The 16,138-nt window shown below is 71.9% G+C and carries 10 protein-coding genes; all 10 read left to right on the top strand.

What is annotated here, in order from left to right; translation table 11 throughout:
• Positions 1–10 precede the first annotated feature (10 nt).
• A complete protein-coding gene (locus ABWL39_RS08785) occupies positions 11–733 on the top strand; it encodes a phage baseplate assembly protein V (protein WP_367789187.1) in 723 nt (240 codons plus the stop codon).
• Between the two features lie 8 nt (positions 734–741).
• Positions 742–2,847 carry a hypothetical protein gene (locus tag ABWL39_RS08780; RefSeq protein WP_367789184.1) on the top strand — a complete coding sequence of 702 codons (2,106 nt, stop codon included), beginning with the start codon at positions 742–744 and terminating at the stop codon, positions 2,845–2,847.
• 9 nt (positions 2,848–2,856) lie between these two features.
• Entirely contained in the window at positions 2,857–3,252 is a 396-nt protein-coding gene (locus ABWL39_RS08775; RefSeq protein WP_367789181.1) for a GPW/gp25 family protein, read from the top strand.
• Entirely contained in the window at positions 3,252–5,507 is a 2,256-nt protein-coding gene (locus ABWL39_RS08770; protein WP_367789178.1) for a baseplate J/gp47 family protein, read from the top strand. Before ABWL39_RS08775 ends, ABWL39_RS08770 begins: the two co-directional genes overlap by 1 nt.
• Positions 5,508–5,517: 10 nt before the next feature.
• Positions 5,518–8,439: a phage tail protein gene (locus ABWL39_RS08765; protein WP_367789175.1), complete on the top strand. Its 2,922-nt coding sequence runs from the start codon at positions 5,518–5,520 to the stop codon at positions 8,437–8,439.
• Positions 8,440–8,521: 82 nt separating this feature from the next.
• Complete coding sequence (locus tag ABWL39_RS08760) at positions 8,522–10,501, top strand: hypothetical protein (RefSeq protein WP_367789172.1); 1,980 nt, start codon at positions 8,522–8,524, stop codon at positions 10,499–10,501.
• A gap of 13 nt (positions 10,502–10,514) precedes the next feature.
• Positions 10,515–11,780, top strand: coding sequence for a hypothetical protein (locus ABWL39_RS08755; RefSeq protein WP_367789169.1), 1,266 nt, complete (start codon positions 10,515–10,517; stop codon positions 11,778–11,780).
• A 15-nt stretch (positions 11,781–11,795) separates the two neighbouring features.
• Complete coding sequence (locus tag ABWL39_RS08750) at positions 11,796–12,407, top strand: hypothetical protein (protein ID WP_367789166.1); 612 nt, start codon at positions 11,796–11,798, stop codon at positions 12,405–12,407.
• A 3-nt stretch (positions 12,408–12,410) separates the two neighbouring features.
• Complete coding sequence (locus tag ABWL39_RS08745; protein ID WP_367789163.1) at positions 12,411–14,072, top strand: hypothetical protein; 1,662 nt, start codon at positions 12,411–12,413, stop codon at positions 14,070–14,072.
• Positions 14,069–16,135, top strand: a complete 2,067-nt coding sequence (locus ABWL39_RS08740) for an ATP-binding protein (RefSeq protein ID WP_367789160.1) — start codon at positions 14,069–14,071, stop codon at positions 16,133–16,135. Before ABWL39_RS08745 ends, ABWL39_RS08740 begins: the two co-directional genes overlap by 4 nt.
• Positions 16,136–16,138: the final 3 nt, after the last annotated feature.

Here is a 16,138-nt window from a genome sequence, read left to right as displayed (position 1 = left end):
GGAGATTGCCATGCATCCCGCGCAATCGTCCGAACTCGCCGCGCTGATGGAAAGCCGCGTCCCGGCCGGCTTTGGCGGGCACTGGTATGGCGTGTGCCCGGCGCTGGTGACGGACATCAAGGACCCGGACAGCCAGGGCCGCGTCAAGGTCAAGCTGCCGTGGTCGCCCGATGGCGGCACGGATGCCTACGAGGCCTGGGCGCGGCTGGCGACGCTGATGGGCGGCAACAACCGCGGCAGCTGGTTCGTGCCCGACGTCAACGACGAGGTGCTGGTCGCCTTCGAGCAGGGCGACGTGAACCGCCCCTATGTCGTCGGCGGCCTGTGGAACGGCAGCGACAGCCCGCCGCAGAGCATGGACGGCTCGGGCAACAACTACCTCAAGCAGATCTGCTCGCGCAACGGCGTCAAGGTGACGCTCGACGACCAGGACGGCCAGGAAAAGCTGATCCTCGAAACGCCGGGCGGGCAGAAGGTATCGCTCAAGGACGGTCCCGGCGTGGTCGAGATCGTCGACAGCAACGGCAACTCGATCAAGCTGGAGAGCGCCGGCATCACCATCACCGCCTCGGCCAAGGTCACCGTCAACGCCTCGCAGGTGGCGGTGTCGGCGGGCATGGTGACGGTGGATGCCGGCATGTCGAAATTCAGCGGCGTGGTGCAGGCCGACACGGTCATCACCAACACCATCATCGCCGCCACCTACACGCCGGGCGCCGGCAATATCTGGTGAGGGACAACATGGCCCACCTACTCGACTGGATCACCCCCGCACCGCTGTGGCCCTCGGTGCGCGACCAGGGCAGCGGCCTTGCCGGTGCCATCGCGCAGCCGGCGCTGCTGCGCTTCGCCAGCGACCAGTTCATGGAGGAGCTGTTCGCGGTGCTCGCGCGCGATCCGGCCCAGGTCGGCCAGTACCGCGCGCGGCACGAGACCTGGCGCGGCGAGCCGCAGCAGGCCGGGCGCGAACAGCTGCTGGCGGCGCCGCGCCCGCTCGCGCAGCGCGCCCGCACGCTGAAGACGCGCGCGCTGGCCCGGCTCGGCATCGGCGGCAGCCTGCTCGCGCAGACCCCGCCGGCCACGCTGCCGGCGCCGCTCGCCACGCCGCCGCTCAAGCTCTACCAGCCGGCGCACCAGCGCTACTACCTGGTGACGGCCTCGCTGGTGTGCCAGCGGCCGGGCTTTCCCGACCACCTGCCCGACAACGCCAAGGCGGAGCAGACCGGCTTCGTGCTGCGCCGGCTGATGCCCGCTACCCCGCTGACGGCGAGCGATGCCTTGCCGGCGCTCGATCTCGACAGCTGGGAGGAATACGCCTGGGTGAGCACGCCGCAGGGGCCGGGCTGGCAGAAGCTCGGCCGCCACCGGCAGGACAGCGGCGTGCTGACGCAGGCCGCCGGCGAAGAACTGCTGCCCTTGTTCCCGCTGAATTTCGCCGAGCCTAACGGCCACCGCCGCACCATGCTGGCCGGGCTGGTGCCGGTGGGGCGGCGCGAGCAGTACCTCGGCGGGCGCAAGCTCGATGTCGGCGGCAACGGCGTGGCGCAGAGCACCGGCGCCAGCCCGCGCACCGCGCGCATGGCCGCGCTCAGGATGCAGGTGACGGAGCCGTGGAAACGGCTGGTCGAGAGCGCCTACAAGACGAGGCGGCTGCGCGACGATCCGCAGAACGCCAAGGCCGACGATCAGGACCCGGCGGTGCTCAAGCTCAACATCGTCAACGAGGCGCGCGACCAGCTTCAGCATGGCTCCTGGCTCACGCTGCTGGCGCTGGCGGATTTCCTCAAGCTGTATCTGCCCGCCGACTGGGCGCTGATCGCGGGCAGCACCGCGCTCGACCCCGCCGACCCCCTGTACGCCGTGCTTGAAAACACCGTGTTCAGCGATGCCGATGCGGCGCAGCTGGCGACCCCGGCCTACCCGGCCAGCGCGGTCAAACGCACGCTGCGCCAGGCGCTGCAGGCCATCACCGCGGGCGAGCCGGTGAGCGGCGAGCCCGACCCGGCCGCCGATACGCCGCGCAACCGTCTCGACAAGGCCACGACGAGCTTCAGGCGCAGCGCGTCCAGCGCCGGCTGGCCCGGCTTCCTGTTCCCGCTCGCCGACCCGATGCTGCCGTGGCAGCCGGTGTCCAGCAACGTGCCCCCGCTGGGCCCAGGCGACCAGGCGGATGTGCAGCAGGGCGGTGCGGTGCAGGAGGGCACCGGCGGCGAGAGCGCGATCCGCGATCGCGTCGAGAGCATCGACAAGCTGCTGGCGCTGATCGTGCGCCGCCTGCCGCTCGCCAGCGCGCCGGCGGCGCCCGCCGTGCCGGCCGCGGCCGAGCGCCGGCTCGATTTCCGCGATGGCTGGTTCGTGATCCGCTGCGTGCTGTCGCGCCCGCACTGCGCGCCCATCCATCCGCACATCGTCAGCGCGCCGACCGAGCCGTTCAAGCTCGCCAGCTTCTACGATCCGGATGCTCCGGCGCGGCCGATCCGCATCGCGCTGCCGTTCGACACCACGCCGGCGGGCTTCAGCAAGTTTCACAAGAACACCGCCTTCGAGATCTCCAACGTGCTGTGCGGCCAGGTGCAGCGCGCCAAGGGCCTGAGCTTCGGCGACCTGGTGATGTCGGTGCTGCCGTGGCCCTTCCACAAGGACCTGGGCGGTGCGGACGGCGGCCCCTGCACCGGCAAGGACCCGCAACTGGCGCTCGGCATGATCTGCTCGCTGTCGATCCCGATCATCACGATCTGCGCCTTCATCCTGCTGATCATCATGGTGAGCCTGCTCGACCTGATCTTCCGCTGGCTGCCGTGGTTCATCACCTGCTTCCCGGTGCCGGGGCTCAAGGCGAAACGATAGGAGCCGCACATGGATCAGGCCCGGCTGTTCGGACAAGGTGTCGGCTTCCCGCCGCGCGTCGGCGCGGATGGCCATATGTGCTGGTCGAGCGGGGAGGACAACATCCGCGAGGCGATCCGCATCATCCTGATGACCGAGCCGGGCGAGCGCCTGTACCGGCCCGATTTCGGCGCCGGGCTCGGGCGCTTCCTGTTCGAGCCCAATATCGCCGCCACCCACGTCGCCATCGCCGACCGCATCCGGGATGCGCTGACGGCCTTCGAGCCGCGCATCCGCGTGCAGGGCGTCGAGGTGGCGGCGCACCCGCAGGATGCCGAGACCGCCATCGCCACCATCAGCTACACGCTGGTCGCCACGCAGCAGCGTGAACGGCTCAGCGTGGGCGTGACACTGGGAGCGCGCTGATGCCCCTGACCCTGCCGCCGCTCGACCCGCGCCGCTACCAGCAATTGCTCAACGACATGCTGGCGCGGATTCCGGTGCACACGCCGGAGTGGACCAACAGCGGCCCGAGCGACCCCGGCCGCACGCTGCTGGAGCTGTTCGCCTTCCTGCACGAGAGCATTCTCTACCGCGCCGACCAGGTGCCCGAGCGCAACCGCCGCAAGTTCCTGCAGCTGCTCGGCGTGCCGCTGGCGCCCGGCAACGCGGCGCGCGGCATCGTCACGCTGGGCAACCAGAGCGGCGTGGCCGGCGTGATCACGCTGAACGCCGACCTCGAACTGCGTGCCGGCGCGGTGCCGTTCCGCACCGAGCACGGGCTCGATGTGCTGCCGCTCGACGCGCTGGTCTACTACAAGCGCGCGGTGGCGCCCGACGCGGCCACCCAGCAGTACTACAAGCTGCTGTATGCGTCGTACAAGGACCAGGACCCGCCGGCGAACTTCGACGTGAGCCTGTACGAAGCCGTGCCGCTGACCGTGCAGGAGCCCGACGGCATCGACCTCGCGCGCGACGCCGTCGACGCCTCGCTGTGGATCGCGCTGCTCGGGCCGGCTGGCGCCGACCTGCCGGCCTTGCGCAAGGCGCTTGCGGGCAAGACGCTGAGCCTCGGGCTCGCGCCGGTGCTCGACAACGCGCGGCGCAGCCTGGCGCCGAACGCCGATCGCCAGCCCGATGTGAGCCAGCTGCTGCGCTTCGAGCTGCCGGTGGTGACGCCCGACGCGACGCCCACGGCCCGCTACGCCGGGCGCGAGCCGAGGCCGCTCGGCGATGTCACGTCCGGGCCCGGCGTGGTCGAACTCACGCTGCCCGAGGCCGACGGCCTGCAGCTGTGGGACAACCTCGATCCGCTCGAAGCCGGCGTCGGCGACTTTCCGCCGATGCTGGACGACCCCAAGCTCGATGCGCGGCTCGTGACCTGGCTGCGCGTGCGCGCCGTGGCGGGGGCGCAGATCCAGCTGCTGTGGGCCGGCATCAACGCGGTGACGGTGAGCCAGCGCATCCGCGTCAACAACGAGGTGCTGACGCCCGGCAACGGCCAGCCCGACCAGACGCGCCAGCTCGCACGGCAGCCCGTGGTGCGCGGCTCGATCACGCTGCGCGTGGCGGGCAGCGACGCGCCCTGGCAGGAGATCGACGACCTGCTCGCGGCTGGCCCTGAAGTGCCGCAGCCGGACTGGAAGGTGCCGCCCGGCACGCCGCCGGCGCCGTCCAGGCCGGTCGAGGTGTTCGTCGCCGACTACGAGGCCGGCGTGTTGCGCTTTGGCGACGGCGTGCGCTATGGCAAGCGGCCACCCGAGAACGCCAGCCTGGCCGTCTCCTACGATGCCTGCGTCGGTGCCGCCGGCAATGTCGCGCGCGGTGCGCTCAACAACGGCCCGGCCTTGCCGGCCGGCATCGTCGTGGTCAACCCGATCCGCAGCTGGGGCGGGGCCGATGCCGAGACGGTGGCCGACGGTGAAAAGCAGATCGCGCGCTATCTGCAGCACCGCGAGCGGCTGGTGAGCTCCGCCGATTTCGCCACCCTCGCGCGCCGCGCGCCCGGCGTGGACATCGGCCGCATCGAGGTGCTGCCGGCCTTCCACCCCGAGCTGTCGCCGAACGAGCCCGGCGACGCGCCCGGTGTGGTCACGCTGCTGGTGCTGCCGAGCCACGACCCGCTGCACCCGGCGGCACCCGAGCCCGACCGGCTGTTCATCAACGCGCTGTGCGCCTGGCTCGACCCGCGCCGGCTGGTGACCACCGAGCTGGTGCTGCGCGGCCCGGTGTATGTGCCGATCTGGCTCAGTCTCGGCATCGACGTCAAGGCGAGCCATGCGGTATCCGAGGTGCGCGACGCGGTGAAGCAGCGCCTGCTCGATTTCCTTGCGCCGATCTATGCCTCGGCGCTGGCCGCCGCCGCGCTCGACCCGGCCGCGCAGGCCGAACAGGGCTGGCCGCTGCGCACCGCCGTGCGCAAGGGCGAGCTGATGGCCGAGGCGGCGCGCGTCGACGGCGTGTTGCAGGTCAACGAGCTGCTGCTGGCGCGCGATGGCGATGCCGACGGCGACAGCGTACCCATCGTCGGCATCCAGCTGCCGCAGGTGCTCGGCATCGCGGTGCAGGCAGGCCCGGCGTTGCCGCTCGACGCGCTGCGCGGCCAGCCGACCGGCGCGCTCGACAATGTGCCGAGCGGCACCCGCGTGATGCCGGTGCCCTTCGTGCCCGAGCAATGTTAGGACAGCCACGATGAATGCCAACGGCAGCCGCTTCCACCTGGTGCTCACGGCCGACGACTGGGGCCGCTGGCGCGCCGGCGGCATGCCGCTGGCCGATGCCTGGCACGCCTCGCCGCCACCCGAGCCGCCGGCGCCGGTCGACTGGCGCTGCGGCGACCTGCGGCTCAGGTCCGAGCTGTTCGCCTTCCGCCTCAAGCGCTCGGACAGCCCGGCCATGCTCGATCAGCGGCGCGGCGCCGGCGCCGATCGCTATGGCAATGTCTACTGGATAGGCGATGACCGCCGCAGCATCATGGTGCAATCGGCCGGCGACGGCCGCGTGAGCCGCTTCTGGCCCGTCGATGCGGCGCCGCTGCGGCGGCTGCCCGGCGATTTCGGCCCGGTCGAGGTCGCACAGGCGGCGCCGGCGCTGCTCGGCGGCCTGGCCGTGAGCGAGGACCACTACCTGATAGCGGGCAGCATCGCCCCCGCCGGCCTGCTGCTGTTCGACCTGTTCGGCGGCGGCGCGCCGACCGTGTGGCGCTGGCCGGCAGCGGTGCCGTTCGTGCCGTGGGACATGGCGCCGCGCCCCGGCGGCGGCGTGTGGGTGCTCGACCGCGCCAACCGCCGTTACTGGGGCATCGACCGCCAGTTGCGTGTCTGCCCCGGCGGCCCGGAGCCGGCGCCCGACGCCGCGCCCGAGGCGCAGTTCCAGCCCGAGCCGCCACGCGGCGTGCGGCGCGAGCCCTTGCCGCGCTTCGGGGCCGGCTTCGACCTCGCCTGGGCCGCCTCGCCGCTGGCGTCGGGCGACCCGATCGCGATCGAGGCGCTGCCCGATGGCTCGGTGCTGATCCTCGACCGCGGCGAGGGGCGCTTCTCGCGCATTGAGCGCTATCGAGCTGCCCAGCGGCTCGGCGAGCCGGTGTCGTTCGAAGTGCTGGCGGCGCTGATCGTGGACGAGGAGAGGGCGACGTTCGAGTTGCACGCGCATGATTTCGTGCTGCTGCCGGCCAGCGGCGATGTGCCGCCGCAACTGATCGTCGCGTCGAGCGAGGGCAATCAGGGCTTTGCCTTCGATGTCCATCTCGATCAGCCGCAGTTCTCGCTGCGGCCCGAGGCCAGCTATCTGCCGATGCGCCGTTTCGGCGGCAAGGGCCTGCTGCTGCGGCTCGGCGTGGCCCATTACGACTTCGGCGAGGGCTGGGTGCCGCTGCTGGCGCAGAGCCGGCCGCGTTTTGCCGGGCGGGCGGAGATCGACTCGGCCGACAGCGGTTTCGACGGCGGCGAGCCCGATTGCGTGTGGCACCGGCTGGTGTTCGACGCCGCGCTGCCGGCCGAGACCGGCATCGAGATCTGGAGCCGCTGCGCGAACGACCGCGTGGCGCTCGCCGTGGCGCCGTGGCGGCGCGAGCCCGACCCGTATCCGCGCAATGGCGGCCCCGAGCTGCCGTGGCTCAGGCTGCCCGCCGCGCGCAACGGCATCGCCTACGGCCATTGGGAGACCTTGCTGCAGGCGGCGCGTGGCCGCTACCTGCAACTGCGGCTGGTACTCACCGGCAACAGCCGCGCCACGCCGCGCATCCGCGCCGTGCGGGCATGGTATCCGCGCTTTTCCTACCTCGAACGCTACCTGCCGGCGGTGTACCGCGAGGATGCCGAATCGGCGAGCTTCCTCGACCGCTTCCTGGCCAATATCGAGGCGCCCTTGACCGAGATCGAGGACCGCATCGTCGAGGTTGCCACGCTGTTCGACTGGCGCAGCGCACCGCCCGAGGCGCTCGACTGGCTCGCGAGCTGGTACGAGGTCGCGCTCGACCCGGCCTGGGAGGAATGGCGCCGCCGCCTGCTGCTGCACCATGTGCTCGATGTCTACGCCTGGCGCGGCACCGTCCACGGCTTGCGGATGGCGCTGTCGCTCGCGCTCGATGCCTGTCTCGACGAGACCGCCTTCGCCGCCCCCGGCCAGGTGCCGGAGTCGCGCCAACGCTACCGCATCGTCGAGCGCTACCTCACGCGCAGCACGCCCGGCGTGCTGTGGGGCGAGCCGCTCGATCCCGGCAGCGTGCCGGTGCAGCCCGCCGGGCGCTGGACCCCGGCCGAGTTTGGCGCGGGCCTGCAGGCGCGCTATCGCAAATTCATCGAGGCTGGGACCGGCCAGCCCACGCCCAATGCGCGCTTCGAGCTGATCGCGCCGACCGATACCGATGCGGCCACGCAGTGGGCCAGGTTCGCCACGCAGCAGCTCGGCTTCGTCCCCGAGGCCGGCGCCGAAGGGCAGGCCTGGCGCCATTTCCTGACCGACCGCTACGAGGGCGACGTGGGCGAGCTCAACATCGCGCACGCCGGCCATTACGCCAGCTTCGACGAGATCACGGTGCCCGCCGGGCAGTGGCAGAGCGAGCGACAGGCGCGTGACTGGCGCGACTACCTGGCCACAGCGGGCGACGGCAGGCTGCTGCGCGCGCGCGGCCTGTGGCAAGGCTTTCTCAAGCGCCGCTACCAGCGCGCCAAACCGCTCAACGACGCGTGGCGCGGCGACTGGCACAGCCTCGACGAGCTGGTGCCGCCCGAGCGCCTGCCCAGCGACGGCGCCGCGCTCAGCGACTGGTACCAGTTCGAAACGGTGGTGAAGAAGATGGACGGCCTGGCGCATCGCTTTCGCGTGCTGATTCCCTCGCTGCTCGACGCCGACACGACGGCGCTCGCGCGCAGGCTGGCGGTGGCGAAGCGCGTGGTCGAGCTGGCCAAGCCTGCGCACACGACGTTCGACGTCGGCTATTACTGGGCGCTGCTGCGCGTCGGCGAGGCGCGGCTTGGGCTCGATACCCTCGTCGATCGCGGCGCGCGCGCCTTGCAGCCGCCGTTCACGCTGGGCGTGCAGCACGTCGGCGAGGGCTATCTGGCGCCGCGCGGCGACCGGCCCGGCGGCATGCGCTACCCGATCGAGTGCTGAGCGGCGCTGGCCGGCAGACAGGATGAAACGGCCCGCGTGGCGCGGCCGGAAAGCAGGACTGACGATATGAGAGGAAGCAAACATGGGCTGCTGCGATAGCACACCGGCGAACCTGGATGCCGCCGCGCTGGACCCGAGCAAGCACGTCAACTATGTGCTCGGCATGGTGTTGGGCGAGGACGACTTCCGCCAGGAGTTCGCCTATCACCAGAACCGCGACCAGTGGCTCGCGCGCGACCTGATCGGCTATGGCACCGTGCGCGGGCTCGACGTGAGCGTGGAGCCCGGCGACAAGGGGCCGCGCGTGCGCGTCGAGTCTGGCGCGGCGCTGAGCTCGCAAGGCCAGCTGATCTGCGTGCCGAGCGCGCAGTGCGCGGACATCAACGGCTGGCTCGCCAGCCACGACGACGCGGTGCGGCGCCAGTTGGGCTCGCCGCCGGGCGCGCTGACGGTCTACGTCGCACTGTGCTACCGCGATTGCCCCACCGATGCCATGCCGATTCCGGGCGAGCCCTGCCGCAGCGATGCCGAGCTGACCCAGGCGACCCGGCTTGCCGACGACTTCTGCCTGAAGCTGATGCTCGACCGCCCGCGCCAGCGCGAGGAAGACGCGATCCGCGATTTCTGCCTGTGGCTCAGGCAGGTCGACATGCGCGACAACGGCCAGCCGTCGACGGACCGCGCGAACTTTCTCGCCGCGATCCATGCCGCCGTCGCGCCGTGGTTCGCCTCGCCGCCACCGGCGTCGCCGCCGGGCGATTTCCTGTTCGGCAGCCCGCCTACGAGCCTGCACATCGCGCCCGATGATGTGATCGAGTATCTGCGCCTGGCCTTCGAGCTGTGGACCACCGAGCTGCGGCCCAAATTTGCGCAGTGCTGCATCGGCTGCGCGCCGAACTGCCCCGGCCCGGCGGACGACGGCGACTGCTGCCCCGACCCGCTGCTGCTCGGGCGCATCACGCTCGATCTCGTCGCCAAGGATGGCGCGCTGCTGCTCGACAGCAAGCAGCCGCTGCCGCAGCCCGACGACGGCGTGCGGCCCTATGTGCTGCATCTGCGCATGGTGCAGGAATGGCTGCTGGGCGCGCTTGGGCAGAGCGCGGTGCCGCGGGCCGGCAATACGGTGGCAGCCGCGGCGAGCTTCGGCCAGCCATCGACGGCGGGCACAAGCGAGGACTACAGCCGTGCCGACCACGACCACGGCCTGCCCAAGCTGCCCGATCTGGCCGGCGACGTGACCGGCAGCATCGACAAGAACACCGTCGCCGCGCTGCGTGGCATCGAGCTGGCCGCCGTCAAGCCCAAGCCCGGCGACGTGCTGACCTTCCAGAACAAGCAGTGGACGCCGCTGGCGCCGGCGAGCGCCGACATCCCCGCGCCGGGCGCGTCGGTGGAGGACGAAACCCGCTTCGGGCTGCCCGCCACGGCCGGCGCCTCGGCCAATTACTCGCGCAGCGACCATACCCACGGCACGCCGCCGCTGAATGGCGACGTGGTGCTCGACGGCGACAGCCAGGACAACCTGATCGTTGCCCTGCAGCGCAACAAGGTCGATGCGCTGCACCCGCAGGCAGGCCAGCTGCTCGGCTTCGACGGCCAGGCCTGGGTGCCGGTGGCGCCGCCGCAGACGGGGGGCGGCCAGTTTGTCGGGCGGCCGATCAAGCAGGCGTTTGGCATCGTCGCGGCGGGCTGGGTCACGATGGAGCTGAATTTCGCCTCGGGGCAGGACAACCCGCTCGAAGGGCAGGATGCCAAGGTCACGCCGACCTACAACAGGCTGCAGGCGATCACGCCGCACATCAGCAAGTTCGGCGGGGTGCGCTTCACCTTCCCGAAGTTCTCACCCGACTCGACCTACATCGTCAAGCTCACGCCGTGGCTCCTGCCGGGGCAGGAGAGCATCGCCTCGCTGCAGCTGTTCTTCACCGGCTTTTTCGCGAAGGACCAGCCGCAGGCCGGCGTGCCGCCCGGCTTCACGGTGGCGGTGGCGCAGCGGCGCGACGACCGCTTCCGGGCGATCCGCTTCATGATCGAAGTCAGCGAATTCGAGCGCGACGGTTGAGGAGGGCAGCGAGATGACCGCATTCGACCTGCAGACCCCCTTGCTCGACAACGGCCTGCGCCATGTCTTCTTCTTCAACGGCCGCCTGCTCACGGCCGGCGACCTCAAGCGCGAGCAGGATGCACGGCGGCTCGCCGACATGCGGCTCGGCACGGCCTGCGGCGAGGGCATCGTGCGCGGGCTCGAGGTCACGGTGGACCCCGATTCGAGCGTCGGCAACCCGATCGTCGCCATCGCACCCGGCACGGCCGTCAGCCGCGCGGGCCAGGTGCTGGTGCTCGACAAGCCGACAGCGATCGCCATCGCGAGCCAGGCCCGCGCCGGCAGCCTCGCCGATTCGGGCTTCGGCCCGTGTTCGCCGACGGCCCAGGGCACCTACATCGCCGGCGCCGGCCTTTACCTGCTCACCATCGCGCCGGCCGGCAGCAAGGAGGGCAAGGTGCCGACCAGCGGCCTGGAGCTGTACGGCGGCGGCTGCAACACCGATGTGCTGGTCGATACCGTGCAGATCCGCCGCCTGTCGCTCGACAGCGAGCTGGGCGACCTCGCCAGCACCGACGAGCAATGGCTGCGCAGCCAGGTTGCCTGGCGCTGCTTCGGCATCGAGGCGCAGCAGGGTTTTGCCGCCAACGCCTATGGCCCGGTGCTGGACGGCTGGGGTGTGGCCGACCGGCTGCGGCCCGACACGCTGACACCATGCGAGGTGCCGCTCGCGGTGATCTACTGGACTGCCGACGGCCTGCGCTTCATCGACATGTGGGCAGCGCGGCGCCGGCTGACCGACCGGCGCATGGAGGGCCACGCGCTCGGCGTGTGGGCCGGTGAGCGCCGGCGTGTCGAGGGCGAGGCGCTGTGGCTGCAGTTCCAGTCGCAGCTCGACGACATCGTCGCGGCCGGCCAGCTGGCGGGCTTCAGCGCCAAGGCACACCTGCGCTTCCTGCCCGCGGCGGGGCTGCTGCCGGTGGCGTTGAGCGCGCCCGAGAGCGGCTTCGACCCGGGTCAGTTCTTTGCCGGCCTCGATGTCGGCAGCAGCATCGACATGGATGCCTCGCGCCTGCCGTCGCTCTTGACCGAGTCGTTCGAGCATGCGCCGATCGACCTGAGCAATCCGCCGCCGCTCCGCCTCTACCGCATCCACGAGAACCGCGTCGCGAGCGAGGCCGGCCAGCGGCCGCAGGCGGTGCTGGTGTTCGCGAGCTGCGCGCTGCGCTTTGCCGGCAATGCCCGTTTCAACTATGCGACGTGGGATCACGACCACTTCGCCGATACCCGATTCTGATTTGGAGAATGCCAGATGGCCACCACCGACCTCGCCAGCCTGCTCGCCGCCATCCCCATTGCCGAAGACGGCAAGCTGATCACCCGCGACTACCACAACTCGCTGCGCGCGGCGCTGCTGGCGCTGGCCGGGCAGTCCGTGCCGGCCACCGCGCCGGCGCAGGCCAAGGCCGGCGAGATCGTGCTGGTGCCGGCCTTCGTCAACGGCGCCAACGACAAGGTGGGCCGCTGGGCGCTGCAGGATGGCGTGGCGAGCGCCGACGAGCGCGGCGCCTCGGGCATCCTGCCGTTCAATCTGCGCGACACCGAGACGCTGGCGAAGATCACCCTGACCGGGCATGCCGACGCGGCCGAGCTATTCAAGCGCGGCGCGGCCGAGCTGGCCTATGTCGTGCAGTCGGTCAAGGACCCATCGCTGCAGGCCGCCACCAGCCTCGACGACGCCGAGATCAAGTCCGGCGCGGGTGGCGACTTCGCCGTCGCCATCAACGCCAAGTCGCTCGACAGCGGTAAGGTTGGCGACATCTTCCGCTCGGGCAAGACCGCGCTGCAATACCTGAAGGTGACGATACCGCAAGGGGCGGGCACGGTGCAGATCTACTCGGTCGTGCTGACCCTGGCGAAATGAGCGATGAACGCCGCCCCGCGCGCCGCCGGCACGATCCGCCGGCTTCGTCTGGTCGAGCGGCAGCGGGGCCTTGGGCGCGCGCTGCTGCATGATCTGGCGGCGACGGAGCTGCCCCCGTCGGCGCTGCCGGCCGCTGCCATCCTGCTGGTGCGCCGCCTCGCCGGGCGGGTGCAGGACGGGGCTGCCTTGTCCGACGGCTGGCAGGCGGCGCTCGCCACCACGCTGGCCCGCTGCCAGGCCGCGGCGGCGCGCCCGGCGCTGGGCTTCGTGCCTGCAGCCAGCGCGGCGGTGTGGTTTGCCGACGAGGCCGAACTGCTGGCCTGCCTATGCCGCGACTGGCTCGCCGGCAACGGCTCGCAGTGGTGGTGGCGGGCGCTGTACCCGCAGGGCGTGAACGCCGGCGCGCTCGGCGACGCGCTGCTGGCGCAGCCCGGCCGGCTGCCCGTGGTGCTGGCACGGCTGCAGGCGATCGGGCTGGCGGCGCCATTGCTCGCCGCGCTGCCACTCGCCACGGTGGCGGCCATGCTGCACGCCTTGCCGCGGCAATACGCGCTGCTTGCCTGGCAGCGCCGCTGCGAGCCGCTGCTGGCGCGGCTCGGCGATGGGGGGGTAACAAGCCGCGCGCCACGGCCTGCGCCGTGGCTGGCCATGCCCGGCGCGCCATCGGTAGCCGGGCTCGGCCCAGAGCGCCAGGCCCTGCTCGGGCTGGCGCTGACGCTGGCGCAACAGCCGCAGGCGGCACGGCAGACGGCGTTCGCCCTGGCCGCCGAGCGCTGGCTGCGCGATTGCCTGGCTGCAGCTGGCGCGGGTAGTGAGGAATCGCAGCCCCAGCCAGTCGTGGCGCCGCCCGCGCCAGCCGTGGCACCAACTGTTTCTGTTGAAGTTGATGCCGATCGCCAGCCGCTGGATACGGCCGTTTCGCATCCCGCGCCGGTGCCGCCGCTTGCGGCTCGGCAAGCCATCGAAATCTTCGCCGCAGACGACACAACGATCCCGACAGCCGTCCAGCAAGCAGTGCCTGCCGCACCCATGGCGCTGCCGCTCGCGATAGCAGGGACGATGCCTGGTGTGGCGGCCGCCGCCGCCTTGCCGGCCCTGCCGCCGGCCGAGCCGGCGCGGATACGGACGCGCTACGGCGGTGTGTTCTACCTGATCAACCTGGCCCTGGTGCTGGGGCTGTATGGCGACTTCAGCCAGCCACGGCGGCCGGGCTGGGCGTTGCCGCCGTGGGACTTTCTCGCGCTGCTCGGCGAGCGGCTGGTGGGCCCGGCCTTCCGCGACGATGCGCTGTGGCCATTGCTGGCCTGCCTGGCCGGGCGTGCCGCCGGGGCCGAGCCGGGCGATGGCCATGCGCCGCCGGCGGGCTGGCGGCTGCCGCCAGATTGGCAGGCGGGCCGGGCCATGCCGGCGCAGCTCGGCCCGTGGCTCGGCTGGCTCGTGGCCGCCATCACGCCACGCCTTGCGCTGCAGCTCGGCTGCGCGCCCGACGACATCGGCCCGCGCCTGTGCCGGCATGATGCCGAGCTCAGCGTCGGCGACGACACGCTCGACATCCACCTGGGCCTCGACACGCTGCCGATCGAGATCCGCGTCGCCGGCCTCGACCGCGACCCGGGCTGGGTGCCGGCCGCCGCGCGCACCATCCGCTTTCATTTCGAACCATGAACCGCGAACCCGATACCCGCCTGCAGCCGGGCGCCGACACCCAGTTCCGGCTCTACGGCTATGCCGCCGTGGTCGGCCTGATGCAGCAGGCGGTCGAGGCGATGGAGTCGCTCGAAGCGGTCGGCGAGCGCTTTCCCTTCCTGATCAGCTGCATCAACGAGCTGGCGCGCTTCGGCCTTGCCGGCGTCGAGCTGCAGGCCGCGCCGCAGCACTGGCGCCGCCTGCTGCAAGAGTGGGAGCGCTCGGCCGGCGCGGCGCTGCCCTTGAGCCGGCTGGCGGCCTGCTGCGGGCTCGACGGCGGCGACCTGGTGGTGCTCGCCGGCGCCGCGCTGGTCGAGCAGGACATGCGCTTCGGCGCCGTGTTCGCGGCGCTGCACGGCATCGCTGACGAGCCGTGGCCGACGCTGGCCATGCTCGACCGCTGGGCCGAGCCGCAGGCCGCCGAGCCGCCGCCCCGGGCGGCCAGCCTGATGCGGCGCGGGCTGCTGCTCGGCAGCCATCCCGGCACGGCACAGGGCGGCTGGTGCGCGCGCCTGCCGCCGCTGCTGTTGCAGGCGCTGCGCGGCGATATCGCGCCCGGCTGGCTGGCGGCCGGCCTTGAATACCAGCCCGTGGCCGCCGCGACCCGGCTCGATGGCCTGGTGCTCGCGCCAGCGCTGCGCGCCGAGGTGGGTCGCCTGCAGCAACTGCTGGCCGAACAGGCGATCGACAGCGTGCTGCTACGCGGGCCGCAGGGTAACGGGCGGCGCAGCCTGGTCGCCGCGCTGGCGGCGGAGCAGGGGCTAGGCACGCTGCTGCTCGATGACACGGGACGCGATAGCCCGGGACGCGATAGTCCGGGGCACGCCAGCTTGGGGCGCGACGGCACACGGCCTGGCGAAGCACCGCCGCCGGCACTGCTCGCGGCGCTGTCCGCCTTGCTCGGCGCCGTGCCGGTATGGCGCGGCGGCACGCTGCCAGCGCCGCTGCCGGGTGGCTGGCAGGCCTGCCTGCTCGGGCCCCACGGCGGGCTTGGCGGCCAGCTCGACGGGCGCTGTGCCGTGCTGAGCCTGCCCATCCCGCCGCGCGACTGCCGCGAGCAGCTATGGGCGCTGGCCTTGCCCGAGCTGCCGGCGGCGGGCCGCGCCGAATTCGCCGAGCGCCGGCGCCTGGTCAGCGGCGGCATCGTGCGGCTGGCGCGCGCGGCGGCCACCCAGGCGCGCTTGGCCGGGCGTGCGCTACCGTCTTTGGCCGACCTGCTGGCGGTGGATGCAGGCCTCGACCAGGGCCCGCTCGATACGCTGGCCCAGCGCCTGACCCCGGCCGGCGACTGGAGCCGGCTGGTGGTCAACGCCGCGACCGGCGAAGAGCTGCAGGTGCTGGAGATCCGCTGCCGCCACCGCGAGTCGTTGCAGCTCGACACGCAGGACCACGCGGGCTGCGGCGTGCGCGCGCTGCTGCGCGGCCCGAGCGGCACCGGCAAGACGCTCGCCGCGCGGCTCTTGGCGTCGTCGCTGCAACTGCCGCTATACCGCGTGGACCTCGCCCAGGTGGTCAGCAAATATGTCGGCGAGACCGAAAAGCAGCTCGCGCGGCTGTTCGACCGCGCCGAGGCGCTCGACGCGATCCTGCTGTTCGACGAAGGCGATGCGCTGTTCGGCCGGCGCACCGCGGTCAGCAGCGCGAACGACCGCTACGCCAACCTCGAAACCAATTTCCTGCTGCAACGGCTCGAAAGCCACGAAGGCATCGTGCTCGTCACCACCAATCTCGGCGACAACATCGATGGGGCGTTTCAGCGGCGCATGGATATCGTCGTCGATTTCGCCTTGCCCGACCACGAAGCGCGGCGCGCGATCTGGGCCTTGCACCTGCCTGCCGGCCACACGGTTGCCGGCAGGCTGCTCGACGAGCTCGCCTGGCGCTGCCAGCTGTCCGGCGGGCAGATCCGCAATGCGGCCCAGCATGCGCGGCTCCTGGCGCTCGCTGGTGCCTGCGCGCTCGACACGCGGGTGCTGCTCGCCGCCGTGCAGCGCGAATACCGCAAGGCCGGCGGCGTCTGCCCCTTGCGCGAGGAGGGCTAGGCG

The organism is Chitinivorax sp. PXF-14 (assembly GCF_040812015.1).
Classification (GTDB): Bacteria; Pseudomonadota; Gammaproteobacteria; order Burkholderiales; family SCOH01; genus JBFNXJ01.
Note: the sequence above shows the minus strand (reverse complement) of the source record. Positions and strands in the feature narration are given on the sequence as shown.